The organism is Armatimonas sp., assembly GCF_964826245.1.
Map to the genome: position 1 here is coordinate 1 of NZ_CBAYMC010000009.1, position 21,959 is coordinate 21,959.

Here is a 21,959-nt window from a genome sequence, read left to right on the forward strand (position 1 = left end):
CTTTGAGCTGGTGCACACGCTCTCGGCAGGAGATTATCTGAGCTATGGGATCGAGGGTGCACGGACACCGGATGAGGTAGAGAGTATTATCTCGTCGCAGAACCGGCATGCCCGTCAGCTGGTGGAGAGTGCTGCACGTCTGTTACCTCAGGCAAAAGGCGATGTGCTGTTTGGCCATCCCACGGAGGCGCTCTTACATCGCGCTGAGGCCCTTCATGCGGAGCTGGTGGCGGTCAATGCCTCGCATGCACGGAGCGAGGGAGTCGCGGCGCTGACGGGCAGTGTCGCCCGTGGGGTGGCAATGGGAGCGCACCAGAGCGTTCTTATTGCTCGCCCATCGCTTCTCTACAAGGCGGATGACCTACCACTGCGTGCTGTCTTCGCCACGGACCACTCGGAGTATGCCAATCGCTGCCTGGAGACTCTGATTGACCTTGCGCCGCGTGGGATTTCCCATCTTCTGGTGATGAGTGTTGCACCCGAGCTTGATCTTGAGTTTTTAGATCGAGAGCTCCCCGAGCGGGGTGTCTCTATCGCCGCCTCGGTGCGGCAGGCACTAGAGCGACGGAGCGAGCAAGTTGCAAAACGGCTTGCTCAAGAGTGGCCCAAAGTGACCATCGAGACCGCACTCTACACCCAGCCGATCCATGAAGCTATAGACCGCGCTCTAGATCAGGCCAGCGCGGAGCTGCTGATCCTGGGGGCGAAGGGCCATAGCCTGCTGGAGCGCCTGACTCTCGGAGTGTCTCCCTGCACCAGGCCATCAGCGGGCCGTGCTCCGTGCTGATCTTGCGTCACCCGGATTAGGGCCTAGAGAAGCGACTGCGTCGCCTCTTCCAGAGCAAGGCTCTCGCTGGTGAGCTCGCGCACACGGGCCCGCAGGTCGGTTATCTCAGGAGGCATGGTGGTCAGCGGCACCGTGCGGGTGCGCAGGAGCGCGGCATGCGCCAGGGCAACTCCTTGCAAGAGCAGCTCTCTTTGTGCACTCAGGCGGTGTAGCAGAAGCGGCAGGCTCTGCAGGTGCGCCCGCCGCTCCGCACAGAGCTCCAGGCTCTCGGCCAGAGCCATGCGGGCAATAGAGTCGCTCTCGCACGCCAGCCGCTCGGTGAGCTGCTGGTACTCCGTCTCCGTGCCGCGTAGCCTCTGGGGATCGGTGACTTGCTGGAGCCTTGTCTGCTGCGCCGCCATGGTACGGTCCACGCGAACAAGCTGGTTGACCTCGTCGAGGAGTGCTCGAAGGGGTGCGGGTTTTTGGGTGGGCGTCTCGACGAGCATCAGGAGGATCTCCGTGTAGAGCTGCTCGACCCGTGGCAAGCTAGGTTCTGTGAGGAGCAGTCGCAGGGCGGGGGCGCTGAGGGTGCGTGGCGTGAGCATCCGAGGCAGCTGGGTGGCGGCTAGGAGAATTCCTGGTGTGAGCAGGAGGAAAAAGATCGCGATGGCTCCTCCCACTCGGAAGCAGACTAAGATATACAGCGCCACGATCAGAAGCGAGCACATCAGGGAGAACACCGACCAGATCGGCTCCAGTGTCGTCCGCTCTAGTGTCTCCTGCCCGGCGCTACTTTGTTGCACGACCCGCACACGTCGCGCCATCTCCGGTTCCAGCTCTCGCAGACATAGCCGCATAGGCTATTTTACCCAGACAGCCAAATTTCTGCGAGAAGATTCTGCATCCGGCAGTGTGATTTCCAGTTGTCGAAGGAATGTCAGGCCGAGCTTGGCCGCCATGCCTTCATCGTCTTCGAGCTCCGCGCCCTTCATCGCCACAAAGTAGCCACCCGGCTTGACCAGCGGCCCGCACCAGCCAATCAGCTTGGGAAGCGCAGCGACGGCGCGGGCGGTGACCAGATCAAAGCGAGCGTTTTTCAGCTCCTCCGCGCGGGTATGGATCAGCGTGACATCGGGAATCTCTAGGGTCTCCAGAGCACTCTCCAAAAACTTCAGGCGCTTGCGCAGGCTATCCACTAGCGTGAGCTGGACATCGGGGCGGACGATCTTGAGCGGCACACCCGGAAAGCCCGCGCCCGTGCCCACATCGCATACCGTCGCCTTTTGTCTCAGCTCAGGAACCGCCTTGAGCAGCGTCAGTGAGTCCGCAAAGTGCTTGATCGCCATCGCCTCCGGCTCTGTGATTCGGGTGAGGTTCAGGGTCTGGTTGGTCTCGACCACCAGCGCAGCAAAGTGAGCGCACTGCGCCGCCTGTGCCTCGGTAAGGGGAAGCTCAATCGCCTCCGTAGCCTGCTTCAAAGCAGCAAGAAAGAGCGGTGTGTCCATAAAATTCAGAGCATTGTATCTTGACAGGCCGCAACCAAGACGATAGATGCTGCGTTAGAGAGATATGAAACGCTGGAATGTGCTTGCGGCGAGCCTGATCGCTGCGACATTTGTATCCCTCTGCCTTCTGCCGCTCACGCGGGATGCGCTACGCTTTGACATGAGCCTGGCGGCAGGTAGGTCCGTTTGGGGAAAAAACCTGACAAATCTGGGAGTCAAGCAGAGTGACCTGCCGCTGGGGGGATTTGGGCCAAAGATTTCGTCACCGTCGCCCGAGAGCGCCGTCCCGCCGTCCCGCGAGCTGCCGGTTCGTTTGGCGAGCACCACGCAGCTTTCCGGGCGGGTAAAATGGGCGGCGCTTCAGGCACTGGCGCAGGAAGTTCCGGAGAGTCCTGCGGTTCATGCGACGTTGCTGCGAATGGGGTGTAAGAACGGTGGCTCAGTGGGAGTGGGGCACCAAGCGCTCCAAGACGAGCTTCGGCCACCTCAGTATGCCAACTACACCAGCACCCCGAACCCCGATGAAGCAGGTGATGCGGCGATCATGCTGCGCTCTTGTGCGGCGGGCGAAAAACTCGACCCTGACAATGCCTACTTCCCTGCGATGGCCGCGATTGCACACTACTCCCTCAACCAGGATCACCAGGCACAAGCGGCGCTGCATCGGGCTGCGCAGAAGCCGCTCTGGAGAGAGTACATCGATGTGGAGGCACGCGGAGCGATCCGCCGTGCAGAGCTGAGCTATGGCCCCCAGAACAGCCTGACCCAGAGTGCCACTCTGGCGATGATTCTTTTCCCACACTATGCGTCTCTGCGTGCGATGACTCGCGTGATAACGGCCCAGGCGATGCATGCCGAGCAAGCGGGGGACTTCAAAAAGGGGCTGGCGCTTCGCCGTGACGTGGCCCTGCTGGGGGATAAAATGCGCGATCAGTCGTCGTCGCTGATCGGGGAAGTGGTGGGAATGTCACTGGTGCAGGTCTCTGAAGGCCGCCCTGGAGGCGCACCTGCCCAAGAGATGAAGAGTGAGGGGAATGCAGATCGCCACTGGCTCAGTGCGCAGTTTACGGCGTATCTTCAAGCGCACAACCAACCCAACGAGGCAGCTCGCTGGCAAGCGTATTTGAAGGCAGGCGAGGCGACCCGCTCTCTTGTAAGCCGCGCCTCCGACACGTCTGTCTTTGGCTCCACGACTCTCTTCCAAACCCAGTGGCGCTTACTGGCGAGCCTTGCGCTTTTAGGAGCGACCACACTGCTTTGCGTGCTGGGCGGGCTGGCACTCCTTCGTCCGTGGCTGGGCCAAAAAACGGGCCGCGCCGCCTCCGTGGTTAGCGTGGGGATTTTTGTCGCCGTGATGGTCTGGCTGCTCTGGCAGGGAATCGGCAACCTCCGCGACTCGATGGCCTACAGTAGCGTGATTCAGTCGCTCGCAGGCAATAGTGCCGATGAGGCAGCGGAGGCGCAGCTCCTGTCGCGTGCGTTTGCTCTTGAGGCCACGATAGCCTTGAGCGCTTTGGTAGCCCCGTTTGTCTTGCTGGGAGTGAGCGCGATCCTTGCACACCGCCATAAGATCTCTCTGACCCTGCTCTTGCGTCGTTACACGCTTCCCCTAGCCGCTGTGCTCGCCTTGATCTATGCCGCACACCTCACTGCCTTCTCGCTCCGTGAGCGTAGTGTCCAAGCCGAACTCCAGCGTGTGATTCAGCACGAAGGCCGCTATATCGCCGAAAAGCTAGGGAAACCCTGGCCCTCATCTCCGACACTTTAGCGAGGAAATTCTATCGTTTTAGGTTACTGGTCTCCATTGTTGGTGTAAACCTACCGAAGCTTACGGTTAAAGTAGGCATTTTTACGGATGACCGAAGTAACTAAAAAACGAACCGCTGTGCTGGTGCGTTTGGCATGAGTATTGCACAGAAATCTATGAGCAAACATGAATACAACCCGGCAACCACTCCTAGCCCTGAATACTTATAGCACAGTTGAAGGCGATGTCGAGACTCTTCTCCTGGCCCTCCGTGGACTATCACGAACCCAGTTTGACCTGCACGTGGTGAGCAAACCACGAGGCGATGTCCACCGCCAGCTCTGCACGATCCCCGACTTAAAGCTCACGACGGCCGAGCTGGGGGGAGTCGAGGCGGCTCTCCCCAATCGGAGCGGGCGACCCACGCAGGTGAAGGACTTCGCGATGGGGCTGGTGCGACTCCTCCGCACAATACGCGACCAGAAGATCGCCGCGCTCTACTCCATCGATCGGGGCGCAGCACCGATACTCGCCGCGCTCGCGGCTCGGCTCACCCGCCGCCCATTCATCCTCGCAGCGGCCTATCCGTTTTATGGTGAAAATGGTAAGATATCGCGCTTTGTCTTGCAGAGCGCAGCTCAGATACACGGCCACAGCCACTACCTCCGTGAGAAACTCGCTCGTTATATCCCGGATCCGAGCCGCTTCCATCTCACTCCCTATGGGCTGGAACTCGAAAAGTACAACCCAGATCTCGATGGCACACGGACCCGTGCCGAGTATGGTGTCGGCACCAACGAGCCACTGATCGCGATGATGGGACGTTTGAATGAGTATAAAGGCCAAGATGATCTGATCGCGGCATCGGTGCATGTCCTGAAGCGCTCTCCACAGGCACACGTCCTGATTGCTGGTCGCGGCCCAGAAGCGCTCCGTCTGCGCCTTGAGAGGCAGATCGAGAGCCTCGGGGTCGGACAGAGAGTCCGGCTCGTGGGGTATGTTCGTAGCATCCCGGAGTTCATTGCGGCCTCCAACATCGTGATGATGCCGAGCTGGGAGGAGCCATTTGGCCTCGTCGCGCTCGAAGGCATGGCAATGGGAAAGCCGGTCATATCGACGCGCGCTGGGGGCGTTCCCGAGTTTGTTGTGGAGAACGAAGTTGGTCTTCTGGTTCCGCCCCGTGACCCACTCGCCCTCTCGCAGGCAATTCTGACTCTTCTCGACCAACCGGAGCGGGCGCAGACACTGGGCAAGAATGGCCTGTCTCGAGTACGCCAGCACCACAATGTCTCCCAGTACCTCGCCCGTGTCACGGATGTGATCCAGCAAGGAATCGATCAAGGGAATCGTGCTGCATAGCGACAAAGATAAATCGAGCGAACATCACGAATCACTCCAGTGTTGGCCTGTACTGACCCTGCCCTTGCGTCGTCACACGCTTCTGGCTCCGTGCGCGTAGCATTCTAGGGGAAACCCTGGCCCTCATCTCCGACATTTTAGCGAGGAAATTCTATCGTTTTAGGTTACTGGTCTCCATTGTTGGTGTAAACCTACCGAAACTTACGGTTAAGGTAGGCATTTTTACGGATGACCGAAGTAACTAAAAAACGAACCGCTGTGCTGGTAAAGGCGCGGCGTCACACCGGAAGCACGCTCACTGCACCCCCTCATTCCTCCTCCACTGGAGCGGAGCTGGAGCGCCGTGAGCGTCAGCTTGCCGCGCTCTATGAGCTGTGGCGTGCGGCACCACACATTGATCTGGAGCGGCTCCTGAAGCACGTCACGGAGCGGGCAGTGGCGGCGCTGGATGCCCACACCGGCTCGGTGTTTTTGCGAGAGCGAGGAACCGATGTGCTGCGCATGGTCGCTTCTGTCGGACTCGCCGCCGATGTCTCCCAGTCCGTGACACTGCTCATGGGCGAGCGCATCGCAGGACGTGTGGCCGAGACGCGTCAGCCGATCTTAGTCAACCGCGATCCCCACACCCATCCCTTACTGGCTGAGAACGAGATTACCAAGCGCCCCGAGGTGGAGAGTGCGCTCTGTGCGCCGCTTCTGGGAATCACCGACGAGGCGCTGGGCGTGCTCTGCGTCTCCCGCCACGCCCCTGCCACCCAGTACACCGACAGCGATCTGCGGATCTTCTCGCTCTTTGCGGCACAAGCGGGAGCCGTGATCGCGCAGCGGCAGACCATTGACGATCTCACGCAGGCCGCCAAAGATCAGGCTAAGCTAGAGCGGGAGATGGAGCGCTCGAAGGCACTGACCGCCATGGGGCAGCTTGCCGCGACGATCGCCCACGAGCTACGCAACCCACTCGGCTCGATCAAAGGCGCGGCACAGTTTCTTCTTCAGGGCAGTAGTGATGAAACTGTGCGTGACTTTTTGAATATAGTCGTCGAGGAAGTAGATGGCTTGGGGACACTGACCACGGATTTATTGGAGTTCGCTCGACCTGCAGCTCCGGTGTGTCGGGAAACAGACCTCGTTGAGCTGGCCAAGGCTGAGGTCAGTTTCCTGCGAGAAGAGCTGGCGCGGCTGGGCTGTTCGAGAGTTCAAGAGCGATATAGTGTAGGAAAAGCACTTGTTGAGGTGGATGTGGCACAGCTCGGGCGAGCCCTGCGCAATATTCTCCTCAACGCCGCGCAGGCAATGGCCGCCGTCGGAAATACCCGCGTGGACAGCCAGATTATCGTGCGCATTGTCGAAGCGGCCCCGGGGTGGTGCCTACAAATCGAGGACAACGGCCCGGGGTTGCCCAGTGATGTGATCGAGCAGCTCTGGGAGCCTTTCTTTACCACGAAGGCGCGCGGGACGGGGCTCGGGTTAGCACAAGTACGCAAGACAATTGAGGCTCAGGGCGGCACGATACGCGCTGAGAATGTAGCAACCGGAGGGGCATGTTTTAGCCTCGTTCTGCCTCCGGCAAAGACAACTGAGGACGAGACGGTATGACAGCAGAAAACGAAGAGATTAAGCCCAGTGGCACCACGATCTTGATTGTGGATGACGAGCCGAATCTGCGACGTGTCCTATCCGCCGTTTTGGCTCGCGATGGGCATCAGGTGCTGGTAGCGGATGGCGGGCGAGATGCCGTGCGCAAGGCCAAGGCGGAGAGAAAGCTGGATCTGCTGATCACGGACTACCTCATGCCCGACATGAACGGCCTAGAGGTGCTGGAAGCGGTGCGCAAGAACCATCCGGGGCTGCGGGCACTGATTATCTCGGGGCACGGAACGGTTCGCTCTGCTGTGGAGGCAATGCGCCTAGGGGCCTTTGACTTTATCACCAAGCCCTTCGATGTCGAGCAAGTCCGGCATGCTGTCGAGCGGGCCCTGATCGCGGGCCCTGAGCCGACACTGCAGAGCATCGCGCACGCAAGTATCCCGGCAGGCAAAGTCAAGTCGGTGATCGGGAGTGCGCCCAATCTCTCGACCGCAGTGCCTGCGCCGAACCTTATCAACCTTCCCGGAGTCTCACTGATTGGCAACGCACCTGCCACCCAGAAAATGGTACACCAGCTTCTGCAAGCATCCCACGCCAGCCGGGCCACCGTGCTGCTTTTAGGTGAGTCCGGGACGGGTAAAGAAGTCGCTGCACGGCTAGTCCACGAGGCGAGCCCTCGAAAACGCGGCCCGTTTATGGCGATCTCGTGTGCGGCTCTGCCCGACACGCTACTGGAGTCCGAGCTTTTTGGACACGAGAAGAGCGCCTTCACCGGAGCCACAGCGGCAAAGCCAGGTAAGTTCGAGCTCGCCGACGGCGGGACGCTGTTCTTAGACGAGATTGGGGACATTCCCCACTTAACCCAAGTAAAGCTCCTGCGCGCCTTGCAAGAGCGGGAGATCTGCCGTATCGGTGGCGTGAAGAACGTAAAAGTGGATGTCAGGGTCGTCGCGGCGACCAACCGGGATCTCTGGCAGGCCGTGCAAGAGGGAACCTTTCGGCTGGATCTCTACTTCCGCCTCTATGTCGTTCCGGTGCACCTGCCCGCACTGCGGGAGCGTGTCGAGGATATTCCGTCGCTGGCTCTGTATTTTTTGAATAAGATCGCCAAAGACAACGACCGTGCCTTCCCTGAGGGAATCTCGGAGGCGGTACTAGAGTATCTCGTGAGTCACACCTGGCCAGGAAACATCCGGGAGCTACAAAACGTAATAGAGTACGCTGTGGTAATGTCCCCCGAAGGGGCAACGCGCATTGAAGTGGGAGTGCTACCGGAAGCACTTCAGCGGATGGTCGAGGTGCCGGCACAGCCACAGCTTAAAGTGGTAAACGGATAAGAGAGTTAAATGGACTTCTGGCGAATTTGGCGGCTGATTAACCGTCGCATCTATCTTGTTATTGGGCTGGCGCTGATCGCTGCCGTTCTGGTGGTGATTGGTATTTTTATCCAAAACCAGCGCGCAGGGGTGATCGCGGACGCACGCCTGAACCTTCAGCAGGCCATGCCCAGTGTTGCGACGAATGCCAACGGCGAAACCACCGCGGTTGCGTCGGATTCTTCTAGCAAGCGTATTTCCGAGCTGGCCACCCAGCTTGCCAACAACAACAACACCTTCCTGAATACGGCTAATCTGCTTCGAATGAACGAAGAGGAACGCAAGAAGGAAGTCTATGCGATTCTTGACCGCAATCAGTACTTCGCGCCTTACGACAGCCAGATCGAAGATAAAGTCGATCAGCTCGTGCGAGAAGGCGAGCTTGCTCCTGCAGAACGTCAGGCTCGGCTGGAGCAACAGAAGCGAGGCTTTCGCCTCGCTGAAGTGGCACGTCTGGCGGCTCCACGGGACCGTCTAGGCGCGTTTGCCCAGGACGGACTGAAGCTTGAGCCCAGCGAGATCGCCGATAACCTGCGCCAGTTTGTGGATGTCAAGCCGGTGATTAGCCTTCTGGACACAGAGAGCGCCCGGCAGTTTGACAACCAGATCCAGCTCTTAGGGCACTTCCCACGCGAAAACGAGGCACTTCTCTACCTGAACATGCTCTGTGTTGCGTTTCTGGATAACTACGCCGTGACAGCACAAAGCTCGAATCGAGTGGCGATTGCGGGGTTTCTTAAACAAAAAGAGGATACCGAGCGCCAGCGGCAGAGTGCGATCAATGCAATGTCTGTTTTTAAGCGCAAGAGCAAGCTCGCCTCGCTCATTGGCCAAGAGACGACCGGTCAGACCTCCCAGCTCTTAGAAACCCGTATTACTGAGCTTGAGTCCGCCCGTGACTCGTCGGAGCAGACCTTTAAAAATGCGATTCAGATCTTGGCTCAGACGAAACCAACGATCACGGTCACACTGCCTGCGGCAGAAAATCCCCAATATAAGACAGCGAAGCTGGATGTCGAGAAGTGGTCTATTGATGTAAAGCGTCTCTCGGCAACGAAAGGTGAGAACGACCCTGACCTTCAGACTGCTCGGGCAGCGCTAAATCAAGCCACGGCTCAGGCAAAGGCGAACTACAAGCCTTGGACACAGTCGCAGTCCAACCCAAACTATCTCTCTGCACAGAGCACACTCAGTATGGCACGTGGTCAGTTTGCCGCCGCGAAGGCAGCCCTCAGTGCCCACCAGAAGCAGTACAAAGAGCTGATGGATCGTCTGGCGAAGCAGCCTGCTCTCCAAGCGGAGTACAGTAAGCTCGCTCGTGAGATTGACGGGATTGATAAGAACCTGACACGGATCAACCAGGCGCTTCAGAGTGCACGGCTGGAAAGTATTCAGACCAGCCGGACAGGGACGATTCAGATCACCCGTGCCTATGTCTTGCCATCTAAAAACACGATGGCCAATGGCATCAAGCTCCTGCTCTACGCCACGGTTCTGGCGCTGATCTTAGGTATTGCGCTGGTGATTGGTCTGGATGCGCTCGACAACTCCGTGCGCACCAAAAAAGATGCGGAAGAGCTCTTCGGGCTGCCAGTGGCGGGAGAGATTCCGGCCCAGCTTCCCGACCCTAGGCGGGCACCACGCGTGGCCTATCTGGACCCGCTCTCGCCCACGGCAGAGTCGTATCGCTTGCTGCGTACCGATATTCTCTTTACACAGATCGAGCACCCGTTCCGCTCGCTTTTAATTGCCACCGTCAAGCCCGGCCAGGGGGCCACAACGACAGCGACGAACCTGGCGATCACGCTGGCACAGGCCGGGAAAAAAGTGATCTTGGTCGATGCGGATCTGCGCCATCCTAGCCTACACGGGGTATTTTCTCTTCCCAACCAGAAGGGGCTTACCACGCTGCTGGCAGGCGCGAGTCTTGCCATTGACGAAGTCCTACAGCGCACTGAGATCGAGTCGCTTTTAGTGATGACCTCGGGATCGCCACCACTCAATCCCAGTGAGCTGGTTGGCTCACAGCAAATGCGCGAGCTTCATGAGCGCTTGAAGACCGTTGCCGATATCGTGATCTACGATGCTCCCTCAGCGATCACGTTCTCGGATGCCTCGATCATGTCGTCGTTTATAGACGCGACCATGCTGGTGATTCGTGCCGGGGATGTGCCACGCGGCGCTGTTGAGCACGTCAAGGGGATGCTGATCAAGGCCAATGCCAATCTGATCGGAGTTGTTCTCAATGCGGCGCCCTCGGAGAGTGTGGACTCGGTTCACTACCACAATCAGTACTACCCACGCCTGAAGCCCACGGAAAATGCGCCGGCTCCGGGCCGTGATCCCTCCCGCACGGCTCTGGAAGAAGAAGAGCGCTTTGAGCGTCTAGCCTCCGATTTCGAGAGTGAAGACGATGAGGAGGAGGACGACGAAATAGACTTCCTCGCCTCCCGTCCCACTCCCTCGCTCCGAAATCCAGGTGTTGTGGACGAGCCTGTTGCCCCTAAGCCCGCGATTGTGCCTGAAGTGCCCCCTGTACCCGTGATTGAGACCCCCAAAGCTGTTGGGGTGGAGCTAGGCAAATCTGTCGAGCTGCCCAAGCCTTTCGTAGAAGAGCCGCCGAAGCCGACTCTGGTGGTGCCCACAATCCCGACGGTCGCACCGCAGTCTCTGCCTGAGCCACCTACCATTATCATTCCGGTTCCACCCGTGAGCCCCAGCGAGCCACCCAAGGCAAGTGAGCCACTCAAGACCAACTGGTCTACCTCGCCTCTCCTAGGAAATATTGAGACACCTACTGCCCGTTCGGTGGAGCTATCCAATCCTGCGCATCAAGAGTCCATTCTGAGCAAGGCCGACGAGGATGACGTTATCAGCTTTGATTTTGATCCCGATGATGAAGAATATCTGGATGAATTTGATAATGATTTTGATGATGAGTTTGACGACTTTGATAGTGATTATGAGGATGGGGACCAGGGAAAAGACCGCTCTAGAGCCAAGACCACAGGCCTTGGTGGAATCCTTAATTGGTTCAAAAGGGGACGCTCGTAATGTCGATGGGGCTGCCATGTGCAGCCCTTTCTTCTTTTTTGCTTGACATAGAAAATGCAGAGACCGTATAATTGCGCATACTCTCACTCGGTAGGGAAGAGAAGGAAGGACAAGCGTAGTGGCGAGATTGGGCGAAGGGACTAAAAAAGGCGGAGGAGCGAAGGCTGCTCCACGTCCAAAACCAGTGGTTCGTGCCAGACCGAGCGGCGGAGCGTTCGTCGGTTTGGACATCGGAACACAGACCATTAAGATGGTTGAGGTGAGTGGGGCAGGCAGTGGCTTGCGTGTCACGGGCCTTGCTATCGAAAACACCCCGCCGGGTACAGTGATGCAGGGAGTCATCGCCGATCCGAAAACACTCGGGGCAGCGCTGAAGCAGATGCGCACGAAAAATGGCATCAAGGCCACGAAGTGCGTCTGTTCCGTGGCGGGGGCCGCAGGAATGGTCGTGCGCGTGATCGAGGTTCCTAAGATGACCCCGAGCGAGCTGGCCGAGACGATGAAGTGGGAAGTCGAGCGTCATATTCCCTTCGCTGCCAGTGATGTTGAGCTGTCTTTCCAGAAAATTGACAATCCCGAGACGGATAACGATCCCAATAATCCCAACATGGAAGTGCTGCTTGCGGTTGCTCAGCGGGACATGATCGCCCAGCACATCAACACCCTGACCGCCGCCGGGCTAACGCCACTGGTCATTGATGTTGAGCCGCTTGCGGTAGGTCGTGCTCTGATTGATCTCTCGAAAGAGGGACTGCAGAGTAAAAATGTGGTGATCGTCAACATGGGCGCATCACAGACCGATGTGGGCGTCTTCAAGGGAGGCGCACTGCGCTACCCCCGTACGATTCCGCTTGGTGGCGACAACCTCACCCGAGCCATTGCGGATCGCCTAGGGCTCTCGATGGATGCTGCCGAGGACGAGAAGCGGGCACATGCCGTCATCTTGATGGATCTGGTTAAGAGTGGTCAGGCCGATGAGATGATGTACGGTACGGCGGGGGGAATGGAAGACGCTGGTATCTCGACACCCTTCGACGTGGACATGAGCGCCCCTTTGCCACCTCCCCTCTTTGGCGGTGGTGAGACTCCAGCGGCGGCACCCGCTTCTCCCTTTGACATTGCCGATGACAATCCCTTTGCCAACTCAACCGCGACAAATCCCTTCGCCGAGCCTGCGAATCCTTTCGCGAGCCCGTTTGAGGAAGCCGCGCCCGATATTGCCGACGCACCTGTTGTGGTGGAGCCTGCGATGGTCCCTGTGGAGCAAGTTGAGCCTCATTATGAGCGTCGCAAAGAAGTTTTCAATGCGATCTTGCCGATGCTGGGTGAGTTTGTGATGGAGCTGCGACGATCTGTGGATTACTTCCGCTCGAAGTATCCTAACGACACGATGGATCTGATCCTGCTCTGTGGGGGCTCCGCTCGTGTGCAGAATCTGGATCAGTACATTGAGTACGATCTAGGAGTCCCAACAAGCGTCGCCGATCCCTTTGCAGGGCTAAATGTCGTGTCTAAGAACATGTCGGTGACACGCCGTATGGAGATCGCTTCGGCAATGACCGTCGCTCTGGGACTTGCCGCGCGTGATGCGGTTCTCGGAAAAGAATAATTTTTTGAAGACTACTCTGAAAAGAGTAGTCTGACTGAGCAAACCTCTCAAGGGAAAGACTAGAATACGATGCTGCGCATCAACCTCTTACCAGCTTATATCGCGGAACAAAAGAAGACTCGGGCCACCTGGTGGTGGGCGGGTTCTGTCTTGGCGGCCTGTATCGCCGCGCCGCTTGTCTATCGTTTTGCGTTTCAGGATCCAAAATACAATGAGACCCTGACGGCTGCAAACAATGCCGACACGGCTGCGGCGGCTGTTGAAGCCACCGAACAAAAGACCAAAGACGAGCTTGCCAAGATTGCGCCGATTCAGGCCAAAGTGGATTTTGTCAAGAACATCCAGTACTACAACCGATTTCCTGGCTTGGTCTATCGTAATGTTGCGCGCTACACCTACCGTGGTGTGGAGTACAACAGTATGGCGGTTCAGGGAGATAGCCTGAGTATTAGCGCCTCGGTGCCGAAACTGGAAGATGTAGGACGTTTCTACCTGACACTTTTTGGAAACCCGGACCTGAAGGCCCTGAGTATTCAAGGGATGCCGGACTGGCAGCGCATGCAGCAGATCCGTCAGCTTCCTCCCGATGCGCAGCGTGGGTTCCCCATTCAGGTTGCCGCTCAGCTCATTCACAATGTCGTACCACCCATGGCTCCAATTGCGGGTGCCGCTGGCATGGCAGGTGGGATGACAGGTGGGATGCCTCCCGGCATGAGCTCTGGTGGCATGAGTGGTAGCATGGGACCTGGGGCAATGGGGCCTGGCGGTGATGGGGGAATGCCTCCCGCAGCCGGTGGTGGTAAGAGTGGAGGGGCACCTACCGATTAGTACGGTAGGAGGAAAAAAACTATGAGTAAAGTAACACGTCCTCAAATTTGGATCATCTTTGGAGTTCTCTCACTGATTGCAGTGCTAACTCTCTGGTTTACCCTGAACTCGCCAAGAAATGAGGAAATTGCGAAAGAGCAAGCTCGCTTCGAGGCACGTGATCAGGTAGCTCAGACCAAGCCACAGGCGGATAAGAAATTCAAGGCAGCTCTTGTGAGTGTTGCGGCGGCTAAGGCTGACTGGGGGCGCTATGACAGGCGCTTCATGCCTCGCATCAATGTCTCCAATCTCTATACCGCTTGGCAGCAGATCCAGAAAGAGCAGCTCTACGACCTCGGTCCAAAGCTGGAGAAGTTTGTTAAGGCAGATAAGGGGGTACAGATCGTACAGTCAAGCTTTAGCCTCTATCCGCCTCCCAACGACCCGAACCAGTGCAGTATGCCAATTCTGGCCGACAACAAAGGGGCGGTGACGGTCTCTGGTAACTTCGATGCTGTCCTTCGCCATGTAGAGCGCTGGAATAATTTTGATCGCTTGGTACTGGTGACAGGTTTCAATTTGCAAGGAAACTCCCCTCGTCTGATGGGTAGCTATAACATCCAGATCTTTGAGTTCACGCAAGGGGATAAACCCGGCCCGAACTTCCCTGCTGCCTCAGGTGGCGCAGGCGCTGGAGGTATGGGTGGCGGCATGATGGGCGGCATGGGCGGTGGCATGATGGGCGGCGGCATGAGTGGTAGCATGGGGCCTGATATGGGTGGTGGTGGTAAGTCGATGCCTGGTGCTGCTGGAATGGCAACTATGGGAGGGGCTTAAATTGCCTGAGCCTTTGCGAAAGAGAAGAGAACACGTGATGAAAACAAATACGTTGGTATTATCTTTGGCCCTCCTTGGGGTGATTAGTCTTATAGGTTGTAGTTCTTCTGACAGCCCTCCTGCTCAGGCACCAACAGGTGGTGATCCTGCGATGCAAGGCCGCCCTCCGCAAGATATGATGCCTGGTGGTGTGCCTACTGGGGGAGGAACATCCACTCTTACGGGAGGTGGTGCTCCTAAAGTAGCAGGAGGTCGTTCAACTGCCTTTGATACCGCTCCTGAGAGTATGAAGAAGCTGTGGGGTGGTGGTGGGTCAGATATGTCTGGGCAAGGGGGTATGCCTATGGGTGGCGGATTGCCTGGTGCTAAGCCTGCTCCTATCAGGGATGGGGCTCCTGCGCTGGCGTCACGTAAAGATCCTTTCGAGTCTATGTTTAAGCCGGTCGTCCAGATCACGCCTGCTTGGGACTATGTGATCAGCCATCGTACGCAAGCTCCTCTGCCGCTCGTGCCACCAACGCCCGAGCCAAGCACAGACATTGACTCGCTTCCGCCTCTGCCTCCTGTCGCGCGGCGTGTCGCTGGTGTGTTCTATAACGGAGGTATTACAGCCATTATCGAGTCTGGTGCACCACCTGATTCGACGATCACAATCGTACAACCTGGTGCGGAAGTCGAGAGTGGCGTCCCCGGCGTTGCTCCTTTGGTCGTGGAGTCTATCTCTATGGAGAGCTTAATTCTGCGTGCGAAAGATGGACGTTCGGTTGAGGTGAAGCTCTCCGGTTTGGCTCCCGCCGTTCGTGATGCTCTTCGCCAGCAGTTCTCAACGGGAGGAACAGGCGGTGGCATGGGGCCTGGTGGTGGCATGGGGCCTGGTGGTGGCATGGGGCCCGGCGGTGGCATGGGACCCGGCGGCATGGGACCCGGCGGTAAAGCCGGTGTTGGAGGAGCTCCAACAGGATAAAAATACCTCTTGGCGCTTTGAAATCAAGTGGGTATAATGGTGTAGAGTTTGGGTTTTGCGGGGTAAAGCAAGACAAGGAAATGAACTATGAATAAGATGAAGTTTTTGGCACTGACTATCTTAATCGGAGGAGTGGTTGTTGCTCTTCCTACGAGTGCTTCAGCGCGACAAGAGAAGTTAAACAATGTGACCTTTGACCTTCAAGATGCGCCGATTCGCTCGACGCTGGAGGCTGCCTTCAAGCAGGCAGGAATCAATAACTACATTATTGACAATAATGTTGTCGGTTTTGTCACGCTTAAGATCACTGAGCAGCCTTTCGAGAATGCGCTTAAACTGATCATGCGTGCCGCAAGCGTTCCTTTGACCTACACCAAGGAGAATAGTGTCTGGATTGTCAAGCCCCGTGTGATTAATCAGAACCCACAAGACACAACCTCTGCTCCCACAGGAACCGAGGAAATCGCTCGGCCAAATGCAGCTTACGAGCGCATCAACTTGACCTATCTTGATCCTATGGATCTGAGCCAGATTTTAGGTGGCGTCATCAATGTGAGCTTCTTTACGCGTGCTATGAGCATGGGCGGCGGCATGATGGGCGGCATGGGCGGCATGGGCGGCGGCTTCGGTGGTTTTGGTCGCTAAGCTTCTGCTTATGTTGGCTCGCTCAAAGTATTGAAATAATCAAGTTAGTTAATCAGGGGCGGAATCCCGCCCCTGTATAGCATTTTCGTAAAATAAATAAGAAGCGAAAGTGTTGCGGAGTTTTGGAGGATATGTATGCAAAATCCCTGGCAGCGTAGTGCTTTGTTACTGACGTGTGCGTTTTCGATCTCGCTGGCGGCAACGGTGTCGGTGGCACGGGCGCAAGCGACGCCCGTTAAAGAGTCTAGCAGTACGCTTGATATTGATCTTCGGGACGCTCGTCTTGAGGAAGCAATTACGATTCTTGCGCAGCAGAGCGGTTTAGATAATGTCGTGATTATTCCTGGGGACAAGGCTAATGCTTACCAGAAGATCACTCTTAAGCTACGAGACAAAGGCGTTGAGGCGACGCTGAAGGCGATTGCGCGAGCTGCCGGAGCTTCTGTTGAAGAGAGCGACGGGATTTACTATCTTCGACCTGCCGGTCAAGCACCCGTTGTGGAAAAATCTAAGACGCCAGAGCCTGTCGCGACCGTCGTTGTCCCGACCGCACCTGCGCGTTCCAAGTCGCAGTTTGTGAAGATCCCCCTCAATTTCCTGGCCCCCTCGGATTTTGTGAAGTTGATGGATGATCCTACCTATAACTACCTCGTCAAGACAATGATTATTCCTGAGGCAATGGCAGCAAGCAGAAATATGCAGCCTCTTGCCCCGCCGAACATCTTGCAGCCGAATGGCAACCCTATTCTTCCCACCGATCTGACGGGCTCCGGTGTTCTGGGAGCAGGTCAACGTGGTGGCATGATGGGCGGCGGCATGATGGGCGGCGGTGGCTTCGGTGGTGGTGCTGGTGGCTTCGGCGGTGGTGGGCGCCAAGGTGGTGGTTTTGGCGGTCAGCCCGGTGGTGGTATCGGTGGTGGCCAGCCTGGTGCGGGCGGCCAAGGACAGAACCAGCGCTCGCTTCGTCCTCCAGGTATTGACAATATCCTCTCCAGTGATGCCGATAATACTCTCATTGTCCAAGGAGACCCTGCTGATATTGACGAGCTAAAAGCGCTGATTCGTCTGCTGGACGTTGCACCAAAACAAGTTGAGATTCGCGCTGAGTTTGTCACGGTCAACATTCAGGATGTGAACAGCTTTGGAATCCAGTGGCAGTTTAGTCCCGCAAATAACCTTGATCTCAGCCAGCAAGCGGCAGCGGGTAGCGCACCGAACCTGGCGGTTCAGTACGCTTCCGGAAATGCTGTTGCAAGCTTGCGCGCTGCCTATATCAAGCAGACAAACCGGATTCTCCAGGCTCCTATCATCAGTACGTCGAACAACACCCCTGCAAGTGTGTTTATCTTTGATACGGCCTTTATCAACCAGTCTGTTGTGATTCCTGGACAGCTAGGTGGGCAGCCGACGGTTGCTACCCAGCCTATTCCAATTACGGCAAGTAACCAGTTCTTCGTGACACCCCATATTAATGGTGATGGTACGATCAGCATGTTGCTAAACCCACAGCTACAGTCGTTTACCACGGCTATTACGCCCAATACTCCTCCACGCTCCACGACTCAGGGAGTTTCTACGTTCCGCCGTATCAAAAGTGGCGAGACGATGATGCTGGGTGGGTTTATCACAAAGCAGGAAGATGGTGGCGAGCTGCGTATCCCGTTCTTGTCAAGTCTGCCGCTGATTGGTGAGCTCTTTAAGCAGAAATCGAACACGGTCACGGGTGTCGAGACGCTCATCTTTGTGACTCCTCGTATTATTGAGGAGATCAATACAGGCGGCGGCGGCTCAAACCTGTAAGAGCTTCTGTGGGTGAAATAAAGTCGGGTGGCAGCTGCCACCCGACTTTTTGTTTGTGTACGATACAATACATCAGTTAGATGCTTGATAATATTGCGCTGATTGGATTTATGGGGAGCGGGAAAAGTACCGTGGGCAGGCAGCTTGCCCAGCTGCTTGGCTGGCATTTTACGGATACAGATAGCCTGGTGGAGCGTGTTGCGGGATGCTCTATCCCTACCTTGTTCATGCGTGATGGTGAGATGGCATTCCGAGATCGAGAGACGGAGATTTTATTAGGGGTGACTGCGGGGGAACGGCAGGTCATCGCGACGGGTGGTGGGGCGATTTTGCGCGAAGAGAATGTTGCGGCGCTGCGCGGTGCCGGCCTTGTTGTCTATCTGACTGCACACCCCGATGTCCTCGCTGAGCGCGTCAGCCGTCGCCCTGGACAGCGCCCGTTATTAACAAGTGGGGAGGAGCCTGCACTGACACAAATCTTGCGTATGCTCGCGGAGCGTGGCCCCCTCTATCAGAAAGCTTGTCACATCCTGGTGGATACATCGGATCGGTCCCCTCGGGCGCTCGCGGAAGAGATTGTGCGCCGGTTTCAAAAACAGAAGGGGATTTCGTGAGTCGTGTACCCGTTGCCCTCTCTGAGGGCAGGGACTACGAGATCCATATTGGAGCGGACTCCCTCGCCGCTCTAGGCCCGCACTGTGCTGCTGTCGCTCACTCGTCCCGTGCGGTGGTCGTAACCCAACCCCGCATTGCGCGACACTGGGAAGCGGGAGTGTCTCAGAGCTTGGAGCGAGCGGGATTTCAGGTCGAGAGCGTACACTTTCCCGCCGGGGAGCGCTATAAAAACCTCACCACGATCACCCGGCTCTACGACGCTCTCTATCAGCTCACGCCCGCTCTGGATCGAAAGACACTGATCGTGGCGCTTGGGGGCGGTGTGGTTGGAGATATGGCAGGCTATGTCGCTGCCACTTACCTGCGTGGTCTTGACTATGTACAAGTCCCGACAACCCTTCTGGCGATGGTAGACTCCTCGGTTGGGGGGAAGACAGGTGTAGACTTTCGTGAGGGGAAAAACCTGGTGGGAGCCTTCCATCAGCCCCGCTGTGTGGTGATTGATCCCACACTCCTCCAGACACTGCCACGCCGCGAAGTACGCTCTGGTCTTGCGGAGGTGGTGAAGTACGGGGTGATTCAAGACCCCCAGCTACTGACAACGCTTCGGGAGCAGGCGGGCTTGCTTTTGCGGGGGGACGCAGAGGCGATTGCTGCCGTTGTTGAGCGTTCCTGCCAGCTCAAAGCTGATGTGGTGACGGCAGATGAGCGGGAAGAAACAGGGCTTCGGGCGATCTTGAACTTTGGCCACACGATTGGTCATGCCTTGGAAAGTGCCACGAAGTACCGTCGCTATAAGCATGGTGAGGCAGTGGCGATTGGGATGATCTCTGCAGCGCTCATTGGAGAGCAGCTGGGTGTCACCCCTTCCGAGCTTACGCAGGAGCTGCGGGCGACTCTCGTAGCGCTCGGGCTTCCGACAGACCTTCCGGATGACGTGAGCGATGAGACATTAATTGCACTGACAGCTCGTGATAAAAAAGCGGAGGCGGGTGAAGCCCGTTTTATCTTGGTTAAGCAGCTTGGACAGGTTGAACTGATGACAGTGCCAACAAAACTGGTTCAAGTGGGGCTGACAACGCATCGCCAAGGTTTAGGTTTGGACTAAAGGAGCGCAAGGTACAATGCAATCAGGTGGAGTCGGCAAAGAAGCGCTTTGTGCGCTCTGGTTTGGTGTGGTAGGGTTTACTTTTTTTGCACCTGCTCTCGGGATGGCCCTGCCCATGAGTGTATTTACGGTACTCTACAGTGTGGTTCTACTGGTTAGCGTGGTGATGCTTGTTGTATCACTGCTTGGTCAGAAAGGAAAAAACAATCATGCCGAGTGACGATGCTCCGACGACAGATGCCGCTTCTGCAGATAAAGATCGTGTCTATCTGATCAACCGGGTGGTGGGAAAGCGCTACGAGGTTCTAGAGTTTCTTGGGGAAGGGCCACTGCTGGCCTCTTTCCGAACACGGGATCAGCAGCTCAACCGAATTGTGACGCTCAAGACCTTGCGCTCTGAGTACGCACAGCGCTCCGATATTATCGAGAGTCTACGGGCCGGTTGGGCGGAGACACTCTCTCTGACACACTCGGGGATTGCACGCTCTTATGATGTCGGCGAAGATGTGGCACTGACTCTTCTCTACCATGTGGAGGAGTTTGTTCGAGGAATTGACCTTAAAGAGCGCATCAAGCGTGTGGCTCCGCTTCAGCTGACGGCTGCTGTGGACATTGCCCTCGCCCTGGCAGAAGCACTGGAGTACTCGCATCCGCGCGGAATTGCGCACGGGGATCTCTGCCCGCAAAATATCTTAATTGGGCCAGAGGGGCAGGTAAAGGTGAGTGGCTTTGGGACATCATCCACCTATGCGCTGCTCACAAAAGAAGATCCCCGTGTCCTGATGCGAATGGCGCACTATGCGGCCCCTGACCTAGCGACCCACTCGTTAGCGACAACATCGGCAGATCTCTACGCACTCTCGGCGATTTTGTATGAGATGTTAACGGGAGAGACACCCTTTAAAGGAGATAATGCCGTCCAGCTTGCACTCCGCCATGCCCAAGAGCAGCCGCACTCACCACGTGCGGTCAATCTCGCGGTGCCAAGAGCACTGGAAGGAGTTATTCTCAAGGGACTAGCCAAGCGCCCTCAGGATCGCTATACAAGCGCCACCGATCTCCTTGTCGATCTCCGAAAGATTCGGGAAGCACTGCGCTTTGGCCGATCACTGGCTTGGTCGCCGCTGGATGGCGAGGGGAGCTTAGACACTGTCGCTCCTGTGGTTGCTGTGATACCCAGTATTGTGGAGAACCCAACGGACACAGGGCGACGTGTCTCGAAGGCCGTTTTAACGGATGTTCTACCAAAAAAGAATACGAAGGAGAAAAGTGATAGATCTATGGAGGAGATAGACCACGAAGAGGCACCTGCGCCCCGGCGGATCGGTGGCGTTTTACTCGCCGTCAATTTATTTTTGTTGCTAGCCCTCATTGGAGCAGGCGCACTTGTCTTTAACTGGATTAAGCCTTTCCTGAGTCCCGCCAATCAGGTTGTGGTTCCGGAGCTTAGGGGCAAGACACTTACCGAGGCGAAGGCGATTGCCAACGAATCACACTTCAAGCTTGCCGTTCAAGATCAGGTCTACATGGATGATAAACCTGCCAATACGATCTATCAGCAGAAAGAGCGCCCAGGAGATAAGATTCTAGAAGGGAAAGAGGTCACCATCTGGGTTTCTAAAGGCCCTGAGATGGTACTCATCCCCAATGTTGAAGAAGTCACGCTGGATAAAGCGCAAAAAGATCTGGAAAAAGTGGGCCTTAAAGTGGGAACGATCTCACGGCGCTTTGATCCCATCACCCCCACAGGCGTTGTCTTGGAACAGCTCCCGCGCGGAGATGGCTCGGAGCGTCGTGCGCGCGGCACAAAGATTGACCTGACGCTCTCGAAGGGGCCAGAGCCTGAGCCTACACCGGAGCCAACCCCCCCCCCAACTCCTGAGCCTACGATGCCAACAGCACCTGATCCTGGCACGAATCCCGCAGGCTTGCCTGATCCTGAAGACACGCGGCAGCGCACGTTCCGGGTTCCTTACCGAACGCCACAGGACGGCCAGCAGCACCATATCGTCATTCAGGTGGAGGACTCTGAGGGAACCCATACCGGCTACGACAATATGCACGGGCCAGGGCAGACCGTCGCCACGGAAATTTCGGGAGTGGGGCGACCTATCATCATTAAGCTCTACGACAACGATGACCTCAAGGCGCAGACTCTCGCCGTGAAGGGACGCTAA

At 56.9% G+C, this 21,959-nt stretch carries 18 protein-coding genes; 16 read left to right on the top strand and 2 right to left on the bottom strand.

The features are described 5' to 3' along the window. Positions 1-787 (top strand): universal stress protein (locus AC1XOS_RS01925; protein WP_481960527.1); only part of this gene is annotated, 787 nt, incomplete at its 5' end. Positions 788-810: 23 nt separating this feature from the next. On the opposite strand, the gene AC1XOS_RS01930 is transcribed toward AC1XOS_RS01925, so the two are convergent. Further along, complete coding sequence (locus tag AC1XOS_RS01930; protein ID WP_481960528.1) at positions 811-1,626, bottom strand: hypothetical protein; 816 nt, start codon at positions 1,624-1,626, stop codon at positions 811-813. A 3-nt stretch (positions 1,627-1,629) separates the two neighbouring features. Continuing rightward, the gene (gene rsmG, locus AC1XOS_RS01935; protein ID WP_481960529.1) at positions 1,630-2,274 is read right to left on the bottom strand and encodes a 16S rRNA (guanine(527)-N(7))-methyltransferase RsmG; all 645 of its coding nucleotides are present in this window, start codon (positions 2,272-2,274) and stop codon (positions 1,630-1,632) included. A gap of 64 nt (positions 2,275-2,338) precedes the next feature. On the opposite strand from rsmG, the gene AC1XOS_RS01940 reads away from it, so the two are divergent. From AC1XOS_RS01940 to AC1XOS_RS02010, 15 genes are all read left to right on the top strand, one after another. After that, positions 2,339-4,042 carry a hypothetical protein gene (locus AC1XOS_RS01940; protein WP_481960530.1) on the top strand — a complete coding sequence of 568 codons (1,704 nt, stop codon included), beginning with the start codon at positions 2,339-2,341 and terminating at the stop codon, positions 4,040-4,042. A gap of 165 nt (positions 4,043-4,207) precedes the next feature. After that, the gene (locus AC1XOS_RS01945) at positions 4,208-5,380 is read left to right on the top strand and encodes a glycosyltransferase family 4 protein (RefSeq protein WP_481960531.1); all 1,173 of its coding nucleotides are present in this window, start codon (positions 4,208-4,210) and stop codon (positions 5,378-5,380) included. Between the two features lie 228 nt (positions 5,381-5,608). Then, on the top strand, positions 5,609-6,976 hold the full coding sequence (locus tag AC1XOS_RS01950; RefSeq protein ID WP_481960532.1) for a GAF domain-containing protein: 1,368 nt from the start codon (positions 5,609-5,611) through the stop codon (positions 6,974-6,976). After that, positions 6,973-8,304, top strand: coding sequence for a sigma-54-dependent transcriptional regulator (locus AC1XOS_RS01955; RefSeq protein ID WP_481960533.1), 1,332 nt, complete (start codon positions 6,973-6,975; stop codon positions 8,302-8,304). Before AC1XOS_RS01950 ends, AC1XOS_RS01955 begins: the two co-directional genes overlap by 4 nt. Positions 8,305-8,313: 9 nt before the next feature. Continuing rightward, a complete protein-coding gene (locus AC1XOS_RS01960) occupies positions 8,314-11,397 on the top strand; it encodes a polysaccharide biosynthesis tyrosine autokinase (protein ID WP_481960534.1) in 3,084 nt (1,027 codons plus the stop codon). 223 nt (positions 11,398-11,620) lie between these two features. Then, positions 11,621-13,006: a type IV pilus assembly protein PilM gene (gene pilM / locus AC1XOS_RS01965; RefSeq protein WP_481960535.1), complete on the top strand. Its 1,386-nt coding sequence runs from the start codon at positions 11,621-11,623 to the stop codon at positions 13,004-13,006. A gap of 69 nt (positions 13,007-13,075) precedes the next feature. After that, entirely contained in the window at positions 13,076-13,834 is a 759-nt protein-coding gene (locus AC1XOS_RS01970; protein ID WP_481960536.1) for a hypothetical protein, read from the top strand. Between the two features lie 21 nt (positions 13,835-13,855). Next, positions 13,856-14,650: a hypothetical protein gene (locus AC1XOS_RS01975; RefSeq protein WP_481960537.1), complete on the top strand. Its 795-nt coding sequence runs from the start codon at positions 13,856-13,858 to the stop codon at positions 14,648-14,650. Positions 14,651-15,080: 430 nt separating this feature from the next. Then, the gene (locus tag AC1XOS_RS01980; RefSeq protein WP_481960538.1) at positions 15,081-15,614 is read left to right on the top strand and encodes a hypothetical protein; all 534 of its coding nucleotides are present in this window, start codon (positions 15,081-15,083) and stop codon (positions 15,612-15,614) included. 87 nt (positions 15,615-15,701) lie between these two features. After that, positions 15,702-16,259 (top strand): hypothetical protein, encoded by a 558-nt coding sequence (locus tag AC1XOS_RS01985; protein ID WP_481960539.1) that lies wholly within the window; start codon positions 15,702-15,704, stop codon positions 16,257-16,259. A gap of 135 nt (positions 16,260-16,394) precedes the next feature. Next, entirely contained in the window at positions 16,395-18,059 is a 1,665-nt protein-coding gene (locus AC1XOS_RS01990; RefSeq protein ID WP_481960540.1) for a type II secretion system protein GspD, read from the top strand. An 80-nt stretch (positions 18,060-18,139) separates the two neighbouring features. Then, positions 18,140-18,673, top strand: a complete 534-nt coding sequence (locus AC1XOS_RS01995; protein WP_481960541.1) for a shikimate kinase — start codon at positions 18,140-18,142, stop codon at positions 18,671-18,673. Further along, positions 18,670-19,782, top strand: a complete 1,113-nt coding sequence (gene aroB / locus AC1XOS_RS02000) for a 3-dehydroquinate synthase (RefSeq protein WP_481960542.1) — start codon at positions 18,670-18,672, stop codon at positions 19,780-19,782. Before AC1XOS_RS01995 ends, aroB begins: the two co-directional genes overlap by 4 nt. Before the next feature lie 16 nt (positions 19,783-19,798). Next, on the top strand, positions 19,799-20,002 hold the full coding sequence (locus tag AC1XOS_RS02005) for a hypothetical protein (RefSeq protein WP_481960543.1): 204 nt from the start codon (positions 19,799-19,801) through the stop codon (positions 20,000-20,002). Then, the gene (locus tag AC1XOS_RS02010) at positions 19,992-21,959 is read left to right on the top strand and encodes a protein kinase domain-containing protein (RefSeq protein WP_481960544.1); all 1,968 of its coding nucleotides are present in this window, start codon (positions 19,992-19,994) and stop codon (positions 21,957-21,959) included. The genes AC1XOS_RS02005 and AC1XOS_RS02010 overlap by 11 nt, the downstream gene beginning before the upstream one ends.

Excerpts from the sequence above, each read along its gene's own strand:
- AC1XOS_RS01930 (WP_481960528.1), bottom strand. The coding sequence starts at position 1,626 with ATGCGGCTATGTCTGCGAGAGCTGGAACCGGAGATGGCGCGACGTGTG.
- rsmG (WP_481960529.1), bottom strand. The coding sequence starts at position 2,274 with ATGGACACACCGCTCTTTCTTGCTGCTTTGAAGCAGGCTACGGAGGCG.
- AC1XOS_RS01940 (WP_481960530.1), top strand. The coding sequence starts at position 2,339 with ATGAAACGCTGGAATGTGCTTGCGGCGAGCCTGATCGCTGCGACATTT.
- AC1XOS_RS01945 (WP_481960531.1), top strand. The coding sequence starts at position 4,208 with ATGAATACAACCCGGCAACCACTCCTAGCCCTGAATACTTATAGCACA.
- AC1XOS_RS01950 (WP_481960532.1), top strand. The coding sequence starts at position 5,609 with ATGACCGAAGTAACTAAAAAACGAACCGCTGTGCTGGTAAAGGCGCGG.
- AC1XOS_RS01955 (WP_481960533.1), top strand. The coding sequence starts at position 6,973 with ATGACAGCAGAAAACGAAGAGATTAAGCCCAGTGGCACCACGATCTTG.
- AC1XOS_RS01960 (WP_481960534.1), top strand. The coding sequence starts at position 8,314 with ATGGACTTCTGGCGAATTTGGCGGCTGATTAACCGTCGCATCTATCTT.
- AC1XOS_RS01970 (WP_481960536.1), top strand. The coding sequence starts at position 13,076 with ATGCTGCGCATCAACCTCTTACCAGCTTATATCGCGGAACAAAAGAAG.
- AC1XOS_RS01975 (WP_481960537.1), top strand. The coding sequence starts at position 13,856 with ATGAGTAAAGTAACACGTCCTCAAATTTGGATCATCTTTGGAGTTCTC.
- AC1XOS_RS01980 (WP_481960538.1), top strand. The coding sequence starts at position 15,081 with ATGTTTAAGCCGGTCGTCCAGATCACGCCTGCTTGGGACTATGTGATC.
- AC1XOS_RS01985 (WP_481960539.1), top strand. The coding sequence starts at position 15,702 with ATGAATAAGATGAAGTTTTTGGCACTGACTATCTTAATCGGAGGAGTG.
- AC1XOS_RS01990 (WP_481960540.1), top strand. The coding sequence starts at position 16,395 with ATGCAAAATCCCTGGCAGCGTAGTGCTTTGTTACTGACGTGTGCGTTT.
- AC1XOS_RS01995 (WP_481960541.1), top strand. The coding sequence starts at position 18,140 with ATGCTTGATAATATTGCGCTGATTGGATTTATGGGGAGCGGGAAAAGT.
- AC1XOS_RS02005 (WP_481960543.1), top strand. The coding sequence starts at position 19,799 with ATGCAATCAGGTGGAGTCGGCAAAGAAGCGCTTTGTGCGCTCTGGTTT.
- AC1XOS_RS02010 (WP_481960544.1), top strand. The coding sequence starts at position 19,992 with ATGCCGAGTGACGATGCTCCGACGACAGATGCCGCTTCTGCAGATAAA.